This is a genomic window from Thermomonas brevis, assembly GCF_014395425.1.
In the GTDB taxonomy this organism is placed as follows: Bacteria; Pseudomonadota; Gammaproteobacteria; order Xanthomonadales; family Xanthomonadaceae; genus Thermomonas; species Thermomonas brevis.
The window spans coordinates 51,042-66,986 of record NZ_CP060711.1; the positions used below are offsets into that span (position 1 = coordinate 51,042).

The 15,945-nt window shown below is 68.9% G+C and carries 12 protein-coding genes and 1 pseudogene; 8 read left to right on the forward strand and 5 right to left on the reverse strand.

The genetic code is table 11. The features are described from left to right. Nucleotides 1-80 precede the first annotated feature (80 nt). Nucleotides 81-1,010 carry a phosphoglycerate mutase gene (locus H9L17_RS00210; protein ID WP_187570419.1) on the forward strand — a complete coding sequence of 310 codons (930 nt, stop codon included), beginning with the start codon at nt 81-83 and terminating at the stop codon, nt 1,008-1,010. 10 nt (nt 1,011-1,020) lie between these two features. Then, nucleotides 1,021-2,730, forward strand: coding sequence for a single-stranded-DNA-specific exonuclease RecJ (gene recJ / locus H9L17_RS00215; RefSeq protein WP_187570420.1), 1,710 nt, complete (start codon nt 1,021-1,023; stop codon nt 2,728-2,730). Here the strand turns inward: recJ and H9L17_RS00220 are convergent. Next, nucleotides 2,712-3,671, reverse strand: coding sequence for a phosphatase PAP2 family protein (locus tag H9L17_RS00220; protein ID WP_187570421.1), 960 nt, complete (start codon nt 3,669-3,671; stop codon nt 2,712-2,714). The two genes, recJ and H9L17_RS00220, sit on opposite strands and share 19 nt — an antisense overlap. A gap of 4 nt (nt 3,672-3,675) precedes the next feature. Then, entirely contained in the window at nt 3,676-4,875 is a 1,200-nt protein-coding gene (locus H9L17_RS00225; protein WP_187570422.1) for an acyltransferase family protein, read from the reverse strand. Between the two features lie 154 nt (nt 4,876-5,029). Between H9L17_RS00225 and H9L17_RS00230 the strand changes: the two genes are divergently transcribed. Further along, nucleotides 5,030-5,908, forward strand: coding sequence for a LytTR family DNA-binding domain-containing protein (locus H9L17_RS00230; RefSeq protein WP_187570423.1), 879 nt, complete (start codon nt 5,030-5,032; stop codon nt 5,906-5,908). 15 nt (nt 5,909-5,923) lie between these two features. Here H9L17_RS00230 and H9L17_RS00235 read toward each other — a convergent pair whose 3' ends face one another. Then, on the reverse strand, nt 5,924-6,142 hold the full coding sequence (locus H9L17_RS00235; protein ID WP_187570424.1) for a hypervirulence associated TUDOR domain-containing protein: 219 nt from the start codon (nt 6,140-6,142) through the stop codon (nt 5,924-5,926). Nucleotides 6,143-6,272: 130 nt separating this feature from the next. On the opposite strand from H9L17_RS00235, the gene prfB reads away from it, so the two are divergent. From prfB to H9L17_RS00255, 4 genes and pseudogenes are all read left to right on the forward strand, one after another. Further along, nucleotides 6,273-7,401, forward strand: a protein-coding gene (gene prfB / locus H9L17_RS00240; RefSeq protein WP_187570425.1) for a peptide chain release factor 2 whose coding sequence is annotated in 2 segments (ribosomal slippage) — nt 6,273-6,347 and nt 6,349-7,401 — 1,128 coding nt in all. Because the reading frame shifts where the segments join, the coding sequence is not laid out codon by codon here. Nucleotides 7,402-7,515: 114 nt separating this feature from the next. Further along, nucleotides 7,516-9,021: a lysine--tRNA ligase gene (lysS, locus tag H9L17_RS00245; RefSeq protein WP_187570426.1), complete on the forward strand. Its 1,506-nt coding sequence runs from the start codon at nt 7,516-7,518 to the stop codon at nt 9,019-9,021. 113 nt (nt 9,022-9,134) lie between these two features. Continuing rightward, a pseudogene (locus tag H9L17_RS00250) lies at nt 9,135-10,199 on the forward strand (HD domain-containing phosphohydrolase); the annotation flags it as partial. A gap of 2 nt (nt 10,200-10,201) precedes the next feature. Then, on the forward strand, nt 10,202-12,382 hold the full coding sequence (locus H9L17_RS00255; protein WP_187570428.1) for an ATP-binding protein: 2,181 nt from the start codon (nt 10,202-10,204) through the stop codon (nt 12,380-12,382). Nucleotides 12,383-12,394: 12 nt separating this feature from the next. Here H9L17_RS00255 and H9L17_RS00260 read toward each other — a convergent pair whose 3' ends face one another. Both H9L17_RS00260 and H9L17_RS00265 read right to left on the reverse strand, forming a co-directional pair. Further along, entirely contained in the window at nt 12,395-13,291 is an 897-nt protein-coding gene (locus tag H9L17_RS00260; RefSeq protein WP_187570429.1) for a crotonase/enoyl-CoA hydratase family protein, read from the reverse strand. Between the two features lie 165 nt (nt 13,292-13,456). Beyond that, nucleotides 13,457-15,133, reverse strand: a complete 1,677-nt coding sequence (locus H9L17_RS00265; RefSeq protein WP_187570430.1) for a long-chain fatty acid--CoA ligase — start codon at nt 15,131-15,133, stop codon at nt 13,457-13,459. Nucleotides 15,134-15,253: 120 nt separating this feature from the next. Here H9L17_RS00265 and H9L17_RS00270 point away from each other — a divergent pair, with 120 nt between their 5' ends. After that, nucleotides 15,254-15,706, forward strand: coding sequence for a nuclear transport factor 2 family protein (locus tag H9L17_RS00270; RefSeq protein WP_187570431.1), 453 nt, complete (start codon nt 15,254-15,256; stop codon nt 15,704-15,706). The last annotated feature ends 239 nt before the right edge of the window (nt 15,707-15,945 follow it).

The window sequence follows — 15,945 nt, forward strand, 5'->3', positions numbered from 1 at the left end:
GGCGTCCTTGCGCTTCGATCTGGCGGGAATCGCTTCCTCATCCCGCTTGATTCGTCAGTTTGGCCTTCGAATCCCCATCCATGTCCTTGACGCTGCTGCTCCCGTCGGCTTCGCGCTTCGCCGGCGTCGCCTTGCCGCCCGTGCTGGCGAAGGCGTTGGGCTGCGCTGATCGCATGCGCGCCGATGCGGGCGAACACGCCTTGCTGACCCGCCACTTCGACCTGCTGCCGCGCGGCTGGCCAGCGGCGGCGTTGACCCGCCTGCTCGACGCCGGCGAAGACGATGCGCGCCACGGCGCATGGCTGCGCGCCGATCCCGCGCACATCCGCCCGGACATCAATGGCGCGCGTCTGCTCGGCATCGGCGCGAACCTGGGCATGGAGCAGGCCGACGTGGATGCGCTGCTGCCGGCGCTGCGCCCTCTGTTCGGTGACGCCGGTTTCCAACTGGAAGCCCCGCATCCGTCGCGCTGGTACCTGCGCCTGCCGCGAGAGGCGAAGCTGCCCGCGTTCGCATCGCCGGATGAGGCGCTGGGCGACGACGTGTTCGACCACTTGCCGAATGGCAATGAGGCGCGACGTTGGCGGGCGCTGGAAAGCGAGGTGCAGATCACCCTGCACAATCATCCGCACAACGCGGCGCGGCTGGCCGCCGGCAAGGTGCCGGTGAACGCGCTGTGGTTCTGGGGCGGCGGAGTGTTGCCCGATGCCATGTCATCCGCCGCGCCGGCCGTGTATTCCGACGATCCCGCCGTGCTGGGCGTGGTGCGATTGGGCGGGCTGCAAGGGAGGCCGCTGTCCGCGTTCCAGCAGGGCGCAGGCGATGCGCTGGTCGACCTGCGCGGGCAGCGCGATGCGCGTGCGCTGGTGGAGCGCTGGCTGCTGCCGGCGGCGGCCGATGCCGGGAAGCGCGCGACGACGTTCGACTTCGCCGATGGCCTGGCGTTCGCGCTGCGTCCGAACCAGCGCTGGCGCTTCTGGCGCAAGCCGCTGTCCGATCTGCCCGCATGAGCTTCACGGCATGAGCACCGTGCGCCGTATCGTCCGCCGCCCATCGGTCGAACTCATGGGCGATTGGCCCGTGCACTGGCCCGTGCACTGGCCCGAGCTGCTGCGCCGCGTGCACGCCGCGCGCGGCAGCGATGCGCGCACGGCGATGCCTCGGCTGGCCGACCTGCTGCCGCCCGACGGCCTGAACGGCATGGCCGAGGCGGTGGAGTTGCTGCGCGTCGCCATCGCCGCCGATGCGCACATCTTGGTGGTCGGCGATTTCGACTGCGACGGCGCCACCGCCTGCGCAACGGGCGTGCGCGGCCTGCGCATGCTCGGCGCGCGGCGCGTTTCGCACGCGGTGCCGAACCGCATCGTGCACGGTTACGGGCTGACGCCGGGGCTGGTGGAGGAACTCGATGCGCTGAAGCCCGACCTGCTGGTCACGGTGGACCACGGCATCGCTTGCCATGCGGGGATCGCCGCGGCGAAGGCGCGCGGCTGGCAGGTGTTGGTGACCGACCACCACCTGCCAGGACCGACGCTGCCGCCGGCCGACGCCATCGTCAATCCCAACCAGCCGGGCGACGGCTTCGCCAGCAAGGCGCTGGCCGGCGTCGGGGTGATGTTCTACGTGCTGCTGGCGCTGCGCGCGAGGCTGGGCGTGCAGGCCGACCTCGCCGCGCTGCTCGATCTGGTCGCCGTCGGCACGGTGGCCGACATGGTGCCGCTGGACGCCAACAACCGGGCGCTGGTGGGCGCCGGACTGCGGCGGCTGCGGGCGGGGCAGGGCTGTGCGGGCCTGCGCGCGTTGATCGAAGTGTCGGGCCGCCGCGACGCCACCCTGTCCACCGCCGACATCGGTTTCGCCATCGGGCCGCGCATCAATGCGGCGGGCCGGCTGGAAGACATGGGCATCGGCATCGAATGCCTGCTCACCGACGATGCTCGGCAGGCGCGCGAGCTGGCGTCGATCCTGCACGGCATCAACGACGAACGCCGCGCCCTGCAGGCCGACATGCAGGACGTGGCCGATGCGAGGCTGGACGGCATCGATGCGACGCACGCGGCCTGCCTGTTCGATCCGGACTGGCATCCGGGCGTGGTCGGCCTCGTCGCGTCGAAGGTGAAGGAGCGCCTGCACCGTCCCGCGATTGCCTTTGCCCCGGCGGAGCCGGACAGCGACATGCTGCGCGGTTCGGCGCGCTCGATTCCCGGCTTCCACATCCGCGACGCGCTCGCGCTGGTGGACGCACGCCATCCCGGCCTGATTCCGCGCTTCGGTGGTCACGCGATGGCGGCGGGCCTGAGCCTGCCGCGCGATGCCTTCCCGGCGTTCCGCGACGCCTTCGTGCAGGTCGCGCGCGAACTGCTGGACGAAGCGCTGCTGACAGAAGAACTGCGCAGCGACGGCGGATTGCGCGCCGACGAATTGCAGGCAACTGTCGCGCTGGCGCTGCGCGACGGCGGCCACTGGGGGCAGGGCTACCCCGAGCCGCTGTTCGACGGCGAGTTCGAGGTGCTGGGCTTCCGCGTGCTGAAGGAGCGCCACCTCAAGCTGGAGCTCGGCCTCGACGGCCGTCGCTGCAACGCCATCCATTTCAACGGCTGGGACGGCGAGGAGCCGGCATCGCGCATCCGCATCGCCTACCGGCTGACGCCGGACGACTATCGCGGCGGAGATGCCGTCCAGCTCGTGGTGGTGCACCGGGAGCGCGCGGCTCAGGCAGCGGTGGGATAGAGCCGCAATCGTCCCGTAAGCCAGACGGTGGCGCCCAGCACGAACAGGGTAGAGGCAGCTGTCAGCGACAGGCGAAAAACATCGCCGTCGCCGAAGTGCTGGAGCAGGACATGCGAGCCGAATCTGCCGAGCAGGTAGACGGCGAATGCCAGCGCCACCCGCCCCAGCCGCATGGCGAACGTCGCCGGCGCATCGTCGGGCCAGCCGATGCGCGCGAACAGCGCGGCCAGCAGCGCCAGTGCCAGCAACTGGCCCGCCGTGGCCAGATCGACCAGCGGCAGCCAGCACGATGCGATGCCCGCCAGCAGCGCCAGCGCCGGCAACGCCAGACGATGCGTCTGCGGACGCCGCCACAGCCACCACGCGGCGCCGGCACCCAGCAGCCCCAGGCAAGCGCCGCCCAGCACGTCGCCGAGGAAATGCCGGCCCAGGTACAGGCGCGAACACGCCATCAGCACCGGCCACAGCGCGATGGCCACGGCGATGCCGCGTCGCCGCCGCAGCGGCGCGAACATCAGCAGCAGGCTGGCGCAGAAGGCAGTGGCCGCGGCGACATGACCGCTGGTGAAACCGAAGTCGGGATCGTGGAGCGCCCGCGCGGCGGTGATGGCCTGCTCCGACGGCAGCCCGAACGCCGCCTGCGCGCCGCCGCGCTCGGTCAGCCATTGCCTGTTCGTTTCGCCCTTGTCCAGAACGCGCGCATCCACCTGCACCGGGCGCGGCAGGCCCAGGCCGTCCTTGATGGCATGCGTGCCCAGCCCGGTCAGCAGCAGCGCCAGCATCACGCCCAGCATCGGTCGCAGGCGCAGGCCGAAGCCGAGCACCAGCACCGCGGCGGCGTAGAACCCTTCCTGCCCGAACAGCGAGATCGCCTGCATCAGCCAGGTCAGCCACGGCCTGGCGAAGGATTGCAGCCAGAGATTGGGGTCGACTTCGAACATGGGCTCAGGGCACCGGTTGGGGAAGAGGACGCGGGGCTGCAGTGTGCGGCATCGGTTTGAGCCCGAACAACGGCCGCAGCCAGCCGATGCGGCGGATCAGCGCTTCGTGCAGCAGCAGGCAACCGGCGATCGTGCCCGCCACCACCAGCGAGGCTTCGACGCCCGCGCCCAGCCGCATCGGGATCAGCCACCAGGCGAGGGCGACGATCAGGGTCTGGTGCAGGATGTACCAGGAGAACACCGCCTCGCTGCAATAGGGCAGCCAGCGGAACGGACGGTCGAGCAGGGCGCGGCCCCAGCCGAAGATCGCCAGCAGCGCCATCCACGTATAGACGACGCGGGCGATGCGCTCGATGGTGTACCACGGGACGTGCAATGCCCAGTCGGGCGTCGGCCCGGCAGGCGGGTGATGGCCGAACCAGCGCAGGCCGAGTTCCACGCCGATCGCCAGCAGCGCCACCACCAGCGTTCGCCAGCGCAGCCGGCACGCCCAGTTCCAGAATCCCGTGCCGGTCGCCAGCACGTAGCCCAGCAGGAACAGCGGCAACGATTCCGCATGGACGACCCAGTCGTCGAACAGGGCGTGGGTTTCCTCGAAATGCGGTGCCAGCCAGAGGCGGACGCCCAGCAGCCAGAGGATCGGCAGCGCCAGCAACAGACCGGCCGACAGCCGCGTGGGCTCCGCATTCCCCAGCCGTTCCCGCAGCCGCCGCAGCAGCGGAACCGCCGCCAGCAACAGCAGGGTGTAGGGCAACAGATAGGCCAGGTACCACAGGTGGTTCCAGGTCGGGGTGAGCATGCACTGGCCGGCGCGGCACAGCCCGTGGGTGAGGTAGAGCGGGTAGAAGTGCGCGAAGCTGCCGGTGTAGCCGTATTGCGAGATGATCTGGAAGAAGGTCTGCGGCGGCACCACCACCAGCATGCCGAACGCCAGCGGCACCAGCAGGCGCAGGCTGCGCGATCCGGCGAAGCGCCAGCGGCGGCCTTCGATCCCCGCCAGGCCGAGGGCGATGCCGGAGATCATGAACAGCAGCGGCATCCGCCAGCGGTTCAGCGCGATCATCGGGTACTGCAGCCATTCGGCCAGGTACGTGCTCTTGATGTGGAAGTCCCACTCGGCCACGTAGACCATCGCCGAGTGGTAGAGAATCAGCAGCGAGAAGGCGATGACGCGCAGGGCGTCGATGTCGTGGCGGCGTTGCATGCGGACGGGCCGGTAGCGGGATTGCGCCCAGCGTCCGCGTCGCCGGGCCGTCCTTCCAGCCCGGAGTGACCGCGCGATGCGGGTTTGGGACGAGCCGCGGAACGCAGGGACGAGCCGGGGACGGCGCGATCGGGCCCGCCCCTACAATGCGCGGATGGATCCGACGCCACCGACCCTGTACCAGCGCTACCAGCCGTGGCGCCGCTCCCTCGAGATCGGATTCTGGGTCGTCCAGTACCTGGTCGGCGCGCTGGCCAACAGCATCACCGTCAACATGGACGTGCGCCGCCTGCACCTGGGCTTCAGCGCCTGGCAGCCGGCGGCATGGGAGATCAGCTCCGCCGCGACGGCGCTGGCGCTGGTGCCGGCGGTGGTCTGGTTCACCCGCCGCTTCCCGCTGCACCTGGACGATTGGCGGCGGATGCTGCCGTTGCACCTGCTGGGCAGCCTGGTCTGGTCGCTCCTGCACGTGATCGGGATGGTGGCGATCCGCAAGGCGGTCTATGCCGGCATGGGCGAAAGCTACGATTTCGGTTCTTGGTGGCGTGAGTTCGGCTACGAATACCTGAAGGACGTGCGCTCCTACGCCAGCGTGGTGCTGACCATCGAGGGCTACCGCCTGGTCCTGCGCCGCCTGCAGGGCGAGGCGATGCTGCTGTCGCTGCCCGACGAAGGCCCACCGGTGGAGCCGGTGGACCGGCCCGAGCGCTTCCTGGTCCGCAAGCTGGGCCGCGAATTCCTGGTCGCCGCCAACGACATCGAATGGCTGCAGGCCTCCGGCAACTACGTGAACCTGCGCGTGCGCGGCCACGACTACCCGCTGCGCAGCACCCTCGGCGGCATCGAGGCGAAGCTCGACCCGGCCCGGTTCGCACGGGTGCACCGCAGCTACATGGTCAACCTCGACCGCGTCGCCTCCATCGAACCGCTGGAAACCGGCGACGCCCGCGTGCACATGCAGGACGGGGCGAAGCTGCCGTGCAGCCGTACCTACCGCGCGGACCTGCGGCAGCGAGCAGGGCTGGAAGGGTAGAGCTGGCCGGCTTCGTCAACCGATCTTCGTCAGCGCTGCCCCGTAGTGCGCGGCCACGTGGTCGGTCTTGTCGCTTTTGATTTCGTACTGCGGTTTGTCCGGCGAGGCATGGTGCCGGTGCTCCTTGTAGTCGAAATCGGCCACGTGCACCTTCACGATCCGGCCGCTGACGTGGCCGGCCTCCGAGTTCCAGCGCACGTGGTCGCCGACCTTGAACTGTTGCGCATCGCCCATTTCCGACTCCCTCTGTCCCTTAGGTGAGTGTGACCCGATCCTCGGGAGGCCGGCGTGAGCGCAGCGATCCGCCGTCGCCGCGGCCACGCGCTGCTAAACTAACCGGCTCACCCGAATCCGCGGTTTCCCCATGATCGAGCTCAATCCCATCCGAGCCCGCATCGCCGACCTGACCGGCCGGCTCGATGCGCTCCGGGGGTATCTTTGACTACGACGCCAAGCGCGAGCGCCTGGAAGAAGTAGAACGCGAACTGGAACATCCCGACGTCTGGAACGATCCCGCCCGCGCGCAGGCGCTGGGCCGCGAGCGTTCCATGCTGGACAAGACCGTCAACGGCATCCGCGACCTGCACGACGGCCTGAACGGCGCAGGCGAGCTGCTCGACCTGGCCGAGATGGAGGACGACGAGGAAACCGCGCTGGCGGTGGTCGTCGACGTGGACCGTTTCCAGAAGGGCGTGGAGCAGATCGAGTTCCAGCGCATGTTCTCCGGCAAGATGGATTCGGCGAACGCGTTCGTGGACATCCAGGCCGGCGCCGGCGGCACCGAGGCGCAGGACTGGGCCGAAATGCTGCTGCGCATGTACCTGCGCTGGGCCGAGTCGCGCGGCTGGAAGGCCGAACTGATGGAAGCCAGCGGCGGCGACGTGGCCGGCATCAAGTCCGCCACCTTCCGCGTCGAGGGCGAATACGCCTACGGCTGGCTGAAGACCGAGATCGGCGTGCACCGGCTGGTGCGCAAGTCGCCGTTCGATTCCGACAACCGCCGCCACACCAGCTTCACCTCGGTGTTCGTCGCGCCGGAAGTCGACGACGACATCGACATCGAGATCAACCCGGCCGACCTGAAGACCGACGTGTACCGCTCCTCCGGCGCGGGCGGCCAGCACGTCAACAAGACCGAGTCGGCGGTGCGCATCACCCACGTGCCGACCAATACGGTCGTCGCCTGCCAGACCGAGCGCAGCCAGCACGCCAACCGCGATCGCGCGATGAAGATGCTGAAGGCGAAGCTGTACGAGCTGGAAGTGCAGAAACGCAACGCCGAGAAGGACGCGCTGGAAGCCACCAAGGCCGACATCGGCTGGGGCAGCCAGATCCGCAACTACGTGCTGGACCAGAGCCGCATCAAGGACCTGCGCACCGGCATCGAGCGCAGCGATACCCAGAAGGTGCTGGACGGCGATCTGGACGAGTTCGTGGAAGCCAGCCTGAAGTCCGGGCTGGAGGCCGGGGCGAAACGGAGCGACGCGGCGTAATGCCGCGTTGACGCGCTCTTGCTGTCATTCCCGCGAAGGCGGGAATCCAGCGACGTTGATCCTTCCCGCAACAAGACACTGGATTCCCGCCTTCGCGGGAATGACGAGCAAAAAATGACCGACACCGCCCCCATTGCCGACGAAAACCACCTGATCGCCGAGCGCCGCGCCAAACTGGCCGTGCTGCGCGGGCAGGGCGTCGCCTTCCCCAACGACTTCAAGCGCGCCGAGTTCGCCGGCGACCTGCAGGCCGAGTACGCCGACGCCGAAAAGTGGACGGGCGAAGCGCTGGAGGCCGGTGGCCGTCGCGTCGCCGTTGCCGGCCGCATCCTCGCCAAGCGCGTCATGGGCAAGGCCGCGTTCGCCACCGTGCAGGACATGAGCGGCCGCATCCAGCTGTTCCTGCAAGCCAACACGCTGGGCGACACCTACGACGCCTTCAAGGGCTGGGACATCGGCGACATCGTGGCCGCCGAGGGCGGGCTGATGCGCACCAAGACCGGCGAGCTGTCGGTGAAGGTGGAGTCGCTGCGCCTGCTGGTGAAGTCGCTGCGGCCGCTGCCGGACAAGTTCCACGGCCTGAGCGACGTCGAACAGCGCTACCGCCAGCGCTACGTCGACTTGATCGTCACGCCGGAAGCGCGCGACGTCTTCATCGCCCGTTCGCGCATCGTCGCCGGCATCCGCCGCTGGCTGGACGCGCGCCGCTTCCTCGAAGTGGAGACGCCGATGATGCATTACATCGCCGGCGGCGCCACCGCGCGCCCGTTCACGACGCACCACAACGCGCTGGACATCGACCTGTTCCTGCGCGTCGCGCCGGAGCTGTACCTCAAGCGCCTCGTCGTCGGCGGCCTGGAGCGCGTCTACGAGATCAACCGCAACTTCCGCAACGAGGGCGTGTCCACCCGCCACAACCCCGAGTTCACCATGCTGGAGCTGTACGAGGCCTACGCCACGTACACCGAAGTGATGGACCTGACCGAAGGGATGATGCGCGACGTCGCCTTTGATGCGATGGGCACCACCGTGTTCGAATGGGACGGCAACAGCATCGACCTTGGCCCCGCGTTCCGCCGCTGGAAGCTGGAAGAGGCGGTACGCGAACTGAATCCGGACATCTCCGTAGCGGACTGCCGCAACCGCGAAGCTTTGGCTGCGCACTGCGCGCGCCTTGGCGTGCACGTGAAGCCGGGCTACGGCTGGGGCAAGCTGCTGCTGGAAATCTTCGAGAAGACCGTGGAAACCGGTCTGATCCAGCCGACCTTCATCACCCACTACCCGGTGGAAGTCAGCCCGCTGGCGCGCGAATCCGACAGCGAGCCGGGCATCACCGACCGCTTCGAACTGTTCGTCGGCGGCAAGGAACTGGCGAACGGCTTCTCCGAGTTGAACGACCCGGAAGACCAGGCCGCGCGCTTCCGCGCCCAGGTCGAGGCGAAGGACGCGGGCGACGACGAAGCCATGCATTTCGACGCCGACTACATCCGCGCGCTGGAAGTCGGCCTGGCCCCGACCGGCGGGCTCGGCGTCGGCATCGACCGCTTCGTGATGCTGCTGACCGGCAGCAGCTCGATCCGCGATGTGCTGCTGTTCCCGTACATGCGGCCCGGCGGGTAAGGGCCGGGCTGCACCGGAGGCGCGCCCGGCATGGCCGGGCGCTTGCCAATGCGGCGTATTACGGGGAGGATGCGGGCATCGCATGTTCCCGCGTCACGGCCGCATAAGGGGGCGTCGCCATGGATGTCGTGATCGTCGATGACCAGCCCTCGATCCGCACCTACGTTCGCGGCATCGTGGAGAACATCGGCCCGCAGATCGTGGCCCACGATTTCGAGGAGCCCGAGGCGGCGCTGGAGTGGTGCAGCCGCAACCGTCCCGACCTGCTCCTGCTGGACTACCGCATGCCCGGCATGGACGGGCTGGAGCTGGCCAAGACCTTCCGCAAGCCGCTGCGCAACCGCGACGTCCCCATCGTCCTGATCACCGTGGTCGGCGACGAGCCGCTGCGGCAGGCGGCGCTGGAAGCCGGGGTGATCGACTTCATGGTCAAGCCGATCCGGCCGCTGGAACTGCGCGCCCGCTGCCGCAACCTGCTGCAGCTGCGCCAGCAGTCGGAGTCGGTCAAGCAGCGCGCGCTGTCGCTGGAGCAGCGCCTGCTGGCCAGCATGCACGAGGTCGAGGAGCGCGAGCGCGAAACGCTGTCGCGGCTGGCGCGCGCCATCGAACTGCGCGACAGCGGCACCAGCGCCTTCCTCGAACGCATGGCCCACGTGGCCGGGCTGATCGCCGAGGGACTGGGCCTGCCGGAAGAACAGGCGCGCACCATCGAACTGGCCGCGCCGCTGCACGACATCGGCAAGATCGCGATCCCCGACGCAGTGCTGATGAAGCCGGGCCCGCTGGACGAACGCGAACGCGATCGCATGCGCGAGCATCCGCGCATCGGCTACCAGCTGCTGCAGGACAGCCAGAACCGCTTCATCCAGGCCGGCGCGCAGATCGCGCTGCGCCACCACGAGCACTGGAACGGCAACGGCTATCCGGACGGATTGGCGGGCGAGGCGATCCCGATCGAGGCGCGGGTGGTGACCGTGGCCGACGTGTTCGACGCGCTGCTGTCGCCACGCCCGTACAAGGAGGCGTGGAGCATGGAGCGCGCGCTCGAATACATCGGCTCGCAGAGCGGCAAGATGCTGGACCCCGCCTGCGTGCGCGCGCTGATGGCCAACCTGCCGGGCCTGTACGGCATCTGCGACCGCTACTCGCACGTGGCGGTGCGGCAGGACTGGCGCTGAGCATGGGCGCGATGCTGGCCCTGGTGCGCTCGCGGCTGCACGGACGTGCGGACAGCGAGCACGCGCAGGTGTTCGTGCGCATCGCCATCACCTCGATCTTCTCCGCCTACCTGGGCTGGGAGGTCGGCAGCGGCGGCGGCACCCCGGCGCTGTTTGCGACCTGGCTGATCCTGATCGGCGAGCTGGTGCTGTCGCTGGGCCTGCTGGCCGCGATCGTGCTGTCGCCGGCGCCGTCGCACCCGCGCCGCTGGCTGGGCATGCTGGCCGATTACGCGGCGATGGGCGGGGTCATGCATTTGCAGGGCGAATCGGCGGCGCCGCTGTACGCCGTGTACCTGTGGGTGACGATCGGCAACGGCATGCGCTACGGCCCGCGCTACCTGTTCGCCGCCACCGCGCTGGCGGCGGTGTCGTTCGGGTCGATGATGCTGTCCACCGGCTACTGGCTGGCCAATCCCTACCTGTCCTGGGGGCTGCTGATCGGGCTGGTGGCGGTGCCGCTGTACTTCGCGTCGCTGCTGCGGGCGCTGACCGCGGCGGCCGAGGAGGCGCGTCGCGCCAACCTCGCCAAGAGCAGCTTCCTGGCCAACATGAGCCACGAGTTCCGCACGCCGCTGAACGGGCTGTCCGGCATGTCGGAATTGCTGGCCAGCACCCGGCTCGACGCCGAGCAGCGCGGCTACCTGGAAACCATCCAGGCCGCCGCGCGCTCGCTGCTGGCGCTGGTCGAGGACGTGCTGGACATCTCGGTGATCGAGGCCGGCAAGCTGCGGCTCAAGCAGGAGGCGTTCGATCTCAACGCGCTGCTGGAGCAGATCAACCTGATGCTGCGCCCGGAGGCGCGCTCCAAGCGGCTGGACTACGTGGTCATCGTGCAGCCGGACGTGCCGATCCGGCTCAACGGCGATCCGGCGCACCTGCAGCAGGTGCTGGTGAACCTGCTCAGCAACGCCATCAAGTTCACCGCCTCGGGCGAGGTGCGGATGACGGTGGCGAAGTCCGGCGAGCCCGGCCCCGGCCGCGTGCGGCTGCGCTTCACCGTCTCGGACACCGGCATCGGCATCCCCGCGTCGGCGCGCGCGCGGCTGTTCGAAGCGTTCGAGCAGGCCGACAACAGCCTGTCGCGCCGGCATCGCGGCAGCGGGCTGGGCACCACCATCGCCAAGGGCCTGACCGAGGCGATGGGCGGGTCGATCGGCTTCGAGAGCAACGAGAACATCGGCAGCCGGTTCTGGGTCGAGCTGCCGTTCGAACTGGCGGCGGAGGCGGTCGCGGTCGCCGCGGAAGACGGTTTCGGCGCGCCATCGTCCGCCGTGGCGGATGCGCCGGAAGCGCCGGCCAACATCATTTCCTTCGGCGATCCGTTCCTGCGCCATCGCGCGCGGGTGCGCTCGGTGCGTGTGCTGGTTGCCGACGACCACGCGGCCAACCGCATGCTCCTGCAAGGGCTGCTGCAGAAGGCCGGGCACCGGGTGATGACGGTCGACGACGGCGAAGCGGCGCTGGACGCGCTGGCCGGCGGCGATTTCGAGCTGGCGCTGGTGGACCTGCACATGCCGACCCTGAGCGGCATCGACCTGTTGCGCCAGCTGCGGGTGATGGAGGCGGGCGCGCGCTCGCGGACGCCGGTGCTGATCGTCAGCGCCGACGCCACCCGCGATTCGGTGCAGGCCTGCATGGACGCAGGCGCACGCGCGTTCGTCACCAAGCCGTTCTCCGTCTCGCGGCTGCTGGACACCATCGCCGGGATCGTGTCGGGCGAGGGCGCCGCGGCGGTGCCGGAGCCGCCGCGTCAGCACGTGCACGCGTCCACCGAGCAGGTGCTGGACCCGTCGGTGCTGGACGAATTCGCGCTGCTCGGCATGGACAAGGCGTTCGAGGCCGAGTTCGTCGGCCAGTGCGTGACTGACGCGCGCGTGGCGGTGGCGCGGATGCGGCAGGCGGGTTCGGAAGGCGACTGGGAAGCGCTGCGCGAACAGGCGCACGCGCTCAAGGGCATCGCCGCCAACCTCGGCCTGGTGCAGTGCGCACGCCTCGGCGGCGTGCTGATGCAGATGACTTCGTTCGAGATCGCCAGGGACTGGCAGCGCCACTGCGATACCCTCGCGCAGCGACTGCGCAGCGGCGAACAGGCGCTGGAAGCGCGCGGGAGCTGGCGTCCCGCGCGCGAAGACAGCCAGTAGCGGCGGCCGCGGTCAGGCCTGCGCCGCGGCGTGCTCGCCATGCCGGCGGTACTGCGCGCGCACCAGCCGTTCCATCGTGCGCATCGACTTCTCGCCGAGCTGCAGCGCGGTGTCCACCCAGACTTCGGTGATCGCCATCATTTCCTCCAGCGTCACCGGCTGGGCCATCGCCCGCACCTTGTGCATGGCGCTGCGCGCGTGCGGGATCCGGCGGTTGCCGCGGATCACGTCCTCGACCGCCTGTACGCCCTGGCCGCGCGGCGCCAGCACGTCCACCAGACCCATCTTGTGCAGCTCTTCGCTGGACAGCACGTCGCCGCTCAGCATCAGCTGCTCGGCCTTGTGCGGCGGAATGCGCTTGCACAGGAAGGAGTAGGCGCCCATGCCCGGGAACAGGTCGAACAGCACTTCCGGCAGGCCCATGCCCACGCCTTCCTCGGCGACGATGGTGTGGCAGCTGAGCGCGGCCTCGAAGCCGCCGCCGAGCGCGTCGCCCTGCACCAGCGCGATGCTGTGCGCGCCGGCGTCGAGCCCGGCGTGGAAGGCGTGCACGCCGCGCACGCACTGGCGCGCGTAGTGCAGCAGTGCGGGGCGGTCCTGGCGGCGGATCGCGTCGCAGAAGTATTCGAGGTCGCCGCCGAGGTTGAAGGCGTCGCAGTCGGAGGCGAGCACGACGTGGCGCAAGGTCGCGTCGCCGAGGCTGCGCTCCCGTCGCAGCCGGTCGGCGAGCTGGCCCTGGTACTGGAGGATGTCGGCGACCAGCGCCGGCTTGAAGCAGGCGCGTCCGGGCGCGGCGGCCAGATCGGCGTGCATGTGGCACCAGTGCACGCTGGCGTCCGCGCTCTCGGCGACGCGCAGGGTGGAATAGCGGGGAACGGAGACGAGCTTTTCGAGAGTCGCGGTGGCCATGGTCGCTCCAGACGGGTGTCGCCGGCCCGGGCCACGACCGACGGGCACGCAGGAGAAGAGGGGAGAAGGGCCCGGGCCCTCTATGCGCCCAAATGGCCGCGAGTGCAAGAAAAAAGGCCCCGGCGGCGAGCGCGGGGCCTTGGGCGGCGGAACCGGCCGGACGGATCAGGTCCGGGCCGGCGTGCGCAGCTCCTTGCGCAGGATCTTGCCGACGTTGCTCTTCGGCAGCTCGGTGCGGAACTCGACCGACTTCGGCCGCTTGTAGCCGGTCAGGTTGTCGTGGCAGAACGCCTTGACCTGCTCGGCGGTCAGCGACGGATCCTTCTTGACGATGAACACCTTGACCGCCTCGCCGGACTTGTCGTCCGGTACGCCGATGGCGGCGACTTCCAGCACCCCCGGCATCATCGCGATCACGTCCTCGACTTCGTTCGGATACACGTTGAAGCCGGACACCAGGATCATGTCCTTCTTGCGGTCGACGATGTAGAAGTAGCCGGCCTCGTCCATCTTCGCCATGTCGCCGGTGTGCAGCCAGCCGTCGGCATCGATCACCTTGGCGGTTTCCTCCGGGCGCTGCCAGTAGCCCTTCATCACCTGCGGACCCTGCACGCACAGTTCGCCGATCTCGCCGACCGGTAGGATGGCGCCATCGTCGCTCTTCACGCAGACATCGGTGGACGGCACCGGCAGGCCGATCGAGCCGTTGTAGGCGCGCAGGTCCAGCGGATTGATGCACACCGCCGGCGAGGTTTCGGTCAGGCCGTAGGCTTCGGCCAGGGTGACGCCGGTGACCTGCTTCCACTTGTCGGCCACCGCGCGCTGCACCGCCATGCCGCCGCCGAGGGTCAGGTGCAGGCGGGAGAAATCCACCTGATCGAAGCCGGGCGTGTTGAGCAGGCCGTTGAACAGCGTGTTGACGCCGGTGATCGCGGTGAAGCTAGAGCCCTTCAGTTCCTTCACGAAGCCGGGCATGTCGCGCGGGTTGGTGATCAGCAGGTTCTGCGCGCCGAACTTCATGAACACCAGGCAGTTCGCGGTCAGCGCGAAGATGTGGTACAGCGGCAGCGCGGTGACGATCTTCTCTTCGCCCAGCTTGACGTTGGTGCCCACCCAGGCCGCGGCCTGCTGCATGTTGGCGACCATGTTGCGGTGGGTCAGCATCGCGCCCTTGGACACGCCGGTAGTGCCGCCGGTGTATTGCAGGAAGGCGAGGTCGTCGGGCGCGTTGCGGATCGCCGGCAGCTGGTGCATGCGGCCCAGCGTGAGCGCGTCGCGGAAGCGGATGGCGTTCGGGATGGCGTAGTCGGGCACCATCTTCTTCACGTGCTTGAGCACGAAGTTGACGATCGCGCCCTTGGGGAAGCCGAGCATGTCGCCCAGGCCGGTGGTGACCGCGCGCACGCCCGGCATCTGCGCCAGCACTTCCTCGGCGACGTTGCCGAAGTTGTCCATCACCAGCAGCACGCTGGCGCCGGAGTCGGCGAGCTGGTGCTTGAGCTCGCGCGCGGTGTACATCGGATTGGTGTTGACCACGGTCAGGCCGGCGCGCAGCACGCCGAAGATCGCGATCGGGTATTGCAGGCAGTTGGGCATCATGATCGCGACGCGATCGCCCTTCTTCAGCTTCAGCTCGCCCAGCAGGTAGCCGGCGAAATCGCGGCTGAGGCGATCCAGCTCGGCGTAGCTGATCGACTTGCCCATGTTGATGAAGGCGGTCTTGTCGCGGTACTTCTGCAGCGCGGTTTCGAACACGTCGTTGATCGACGCGAATTCGTTGATGTCGATTTCGGCAGGCACGCCGGCGGGGTAGTGGGCCAGCCAAGGACGTTCGACACTCATGCACTGCTCCCCTGCGAATGGGCCGGCGCAAGAATGCGGCGGCGTATGGAATTGCCTTGGATTTGAGCATAGCCTCCAGATACTGACAAGGCGATGCAGTCGATCACGGAGAATGCCGCAATGCAGCAAATCCGCCGGTTCCAGCGGTTCCTGGTCGGCGCAGCGCTGGCCTTGGCGGGCGTGCTGTCGGGCTGCGGAGGCGCCGCGCCCGAGCAGGCGGTGCGCGCGCAGTTGCAGGCGTTGCAGCAGGCCATCGACGCGCGCGATGCCGGCGCGGTGGAAGACCTGATGGCGGAGGATTTCGTCGGCAACGACGGCATGGATCGACGCGCGACGAAGCAACTGGCCGCCGGCGTGTTCCTGCGCTACCGCGACGTGGGCGCGAAGCTCGGCCCGGTCGAGGTGGAACTGCGTGGCGACGATGCCGCGATCGCGCGCTTCGACGTGCTGGCGACCGGCGGCAGCGGCGGGGTGCTGCCGGACAGCGGGCAGGTGTATCGCTTGGAAACCGGCTGGCGGCGCGTCGACGGGGAATGGAAGCTGCTCAATGCGGGTTGGAAGCAGCGCATGTAGCGCATTGCCGGCGCGATTGCCGATCCGCAGGCCGCTTTTGATCGTCATTCCCGCGAAAGCGGGCCGCTTCTGACAAACGGATGCTCGTCCAATCCATGGACATTGAAAGCCATATCGCGAAAGTCCCTGGATTCCCGCTTTCGCGGGAATGACGGAGCAGGATCGATGCAGAAGCAGCGAAGCAAGCCTCGCTGCTCAAAGCCGCGGATCAGGGATGAAACTGCCCGCGCTGCGCCACC

Coding starts and splice junctions, on each gene's coding strand:
- H9L17_RS00225 (WP_187570422.1), bottom strand. CDS start 4,875: ATGCAACGCCGCCACGACATCGACGCCCTGCGCGTCATCGCCTTCTCG.
- H9L17_RS00255 (WP_187570428.1), top strand. CDS start 10,202: ATGGGCGCGATGCTGGCCCTGGTGCGCTCGCGGCTGCACGGACGTGCG.
- lysS (WP_187570426.1), top strand. CDS start 7,516: ATGACCGACACCGCCCCCATTGCCGACGAAAACCACCTGATCGCCGAG.
- H9L17_RS00270 (WP_187570431.1), top strand. CDS start 15,254: ATGCAGCAAATCCGCCGGTTCCAGCGGTTCCTGGTCGGCGCAGCGCTG.
- H9L17_RS00220 (WP_187570421.1), bottom strand. CDS start 3,671: ATGTTCGAAGTCGACCCCAATCTCTGGCTGCAATCCTTCGCCAGGCCG.
- H9L17_RS00235 (WP_187570424.1), bottom strand. CDS start 6,142: ATGGGCGATGCGCAACAGTTCAAGGTCGGCGACCACGTGCGCTGGAAC.
- H9L17_RS00260 (WP_187570429.1), bottom strand. CDS start 13,291: ATGGCCACCGCGACTCTCGAAAAGCTCGTCTCCGTTCCCCGCTATTCC.
- H9L17_RS00230 (WP_187570423.1), top strand. CDS start 5,030: ATGGATCCGACGCCACCGACCCTGTACCAGCGCTACCAGCCGTGGCGC.
- recJ (WP_187570420.1), top strand. CDS start 1,021: ATGAGCACCGTGCGCCGTATCGTCCGCCGCCCATCGGTCGAACTCATG.
- H9L17_RS00210 (WP_187570419.1), top strand. CDS start 81: ATGTCCTTGACGCTGCTGCTCCCGTCGGCTTCGCGCTTCGCCGGCGTC.
- H9L17_RS00265 (WP_187570430.1), bottom strand. CDS start 15,133: ATGAGTGTCGAACGTCCTTGGCTGGCCCACTACCCCGCCGGCGTGCCT.